This is a genomic window from Nonomuraea sp. NPDC001684 (assembly GCF_053596515.1).
In genome coordinates this window covers 1-1,673 of sequence record NZ_JBSFGJ010000843.1, presented here as the reverse complement: position 1 = coordinate 1,673, position 1,673 = coordinate 1, and the positions used below count along the sequence as shown (strand labels likewise).

The 1,673-nt window shown below is 70.8% G+C and carries 2 protein-coding genes; both read left to right on the top strand.

Annotated features, from left to right (window positions below):
- Positions 1 to 320 precede the first annotated feature (320 nt).
- Entirely contained in the window at positions 321 to 1,256 is a 936-nt protein-coding gene (locus ACWCSD_RS52395) for a GNAT family N-acetyltransferase (RefSeq protein ID WP_449927376.1), read from the top strand.
- A 115-nt stretch (positions 1,257 to 1,371) separates the two neighbouring features.
- Positions 1,372 to 1,673, top strand: a 302-nt coding sequence (locus tag ACWCSD_RS52390) for a TetR/AcrR family transcriptional regulator (protein WP_449927374.1), incomplete at its 3' end; no start/stop codon positions are given.

The window sequence follows — 1,673 nt, the reverse complement described above, 5'->3', positions numbered from 1 at the left end:
GAGGTGACCAGGGGCTTGAGCAGCACGACCCGGGGCTGATCGGGCATGGGGTGCAGCACGGTCGGGTCAGGGGGGACGGGCATCACGCGATCGTCTTCTTCTCGTGAGGTGGCGATGGTGTGGTCGGGCCTTACTCTTCTTATGTGTACGGAACGTTCCGTACCGATAGGATGATGTCCAAGGCGGACGTCCGCTGTCAAGTACGGAACGTTCCGTACCGATATGGTGTCCCCGGAACCGGCACGCCGGGTGCGGGACGACCGAGATGTCCCGCACCGAACGGGCGCCCACCGGGCCCGCTTCCACTTTCTGGAGGATCTGTGATTTTTCGTCCCACGGTCGAGGGTGATCTCGACCGTCTGCTCGGCTGCGTCGTCGATGAGGGCATCAGCTGGGCCCACCCTGACCGGCTGCTGTCCTTCCTCGAATCCGGCAACTACCGCCATGCGTGGATCTGGATCGCCGAGGAGAACGGTGAGATCCTGGCCCGCGCCGTGTGGTGGGGTTCGCCCGACGCCGGCAAGCCTCTCGCGCTGGACTGCCTCTACGTCCACCCCTCGGTCGACGACCCCATCGGCCTGGCCGCCGACCTGCTCGCTCACGCCCACGCCGCCTACGACGACCAGCCCGCCTACCACGTGTTCGTCTCCAACGGCTGGCGCGACGACCCCACGTCCGCGGCCGCGATCACCTGGCGCCGGACGGCCGCGGGCCGCGCGGGGCTGACCGAGGAACTGGAACGGCTGCGCTACGAGTGGACCGCCGAAGCCGAGGCGCCCAAGCCGTCGGGCCGGCTGGAGTTCCGCGGCGAGGACGACGACGAGATGTTCGTCGAGGCGTTCCGCCGGGTGGCCGTCGGCACGCTCGACCACCACACCCGCGAAGCCCTGGTCACCATGGACCCGGACGCGCAGGCGCGCCAGGACGTCGCCGGCTACCGCTCCATGCCCGGCGACCGCTCCTGGTGGCGCCTGGCCTACACCGCGGACGGCGAGCTGGCCGGGGTCGCGCTGCCGTCGGCGAACGGCGGCGGCCCGGTGGTCGGCTACCTCGGGGTGGTGCCCGAGCACCGCGGCCGGGGCTACGTGAACGACCTGCTCGGCGAGATCACCCGCAACCACGCGGAACGCGGCGTGCAGCGGATCGTCGCCGACACGGACGCGGGCAATGTCCCGATGGCCCGCGCCTTCGAACGCGCCGGCTACCGCAATTTCGCCATCCGCCTGGTCCTGTCCCCACCCCCGTCCCCTACCTGATCGGCCGCTCGGCGCCGGACAAGGCGGGTACGCGCCCAGCCGGACCCCGCGCCGGAGTCCGGGCCCCCGCAGTCCGCCGCCCGTACGGAACGCGCCGTACCGATAAGGTGTCGGCATGACCGACACGCCCCACCGTCGCGGTGCCGACCGGACCGAGGCCATCATGCGGGCCACGCTGGAGCTCGGCCAGGAGATCGGCTACGCCAAGCTGAGCATGGAGGCGGTCGCCGCCCGAGCGGGCGCCAGCAAGCAGACCATCTACCGCCGATGGCCGTCCAAGGCAGCCCTGTTGTTCGACTCGCTGTTGTCGGTGAACGGGCCTGCCCTGGACTACCCCGACAGCGGCGACATCGTGGCCGACCTGCGCGCCCAGATCCACTCGGCCGTTGATCTGCTGGCCGGGCCACCCGTCGGCCC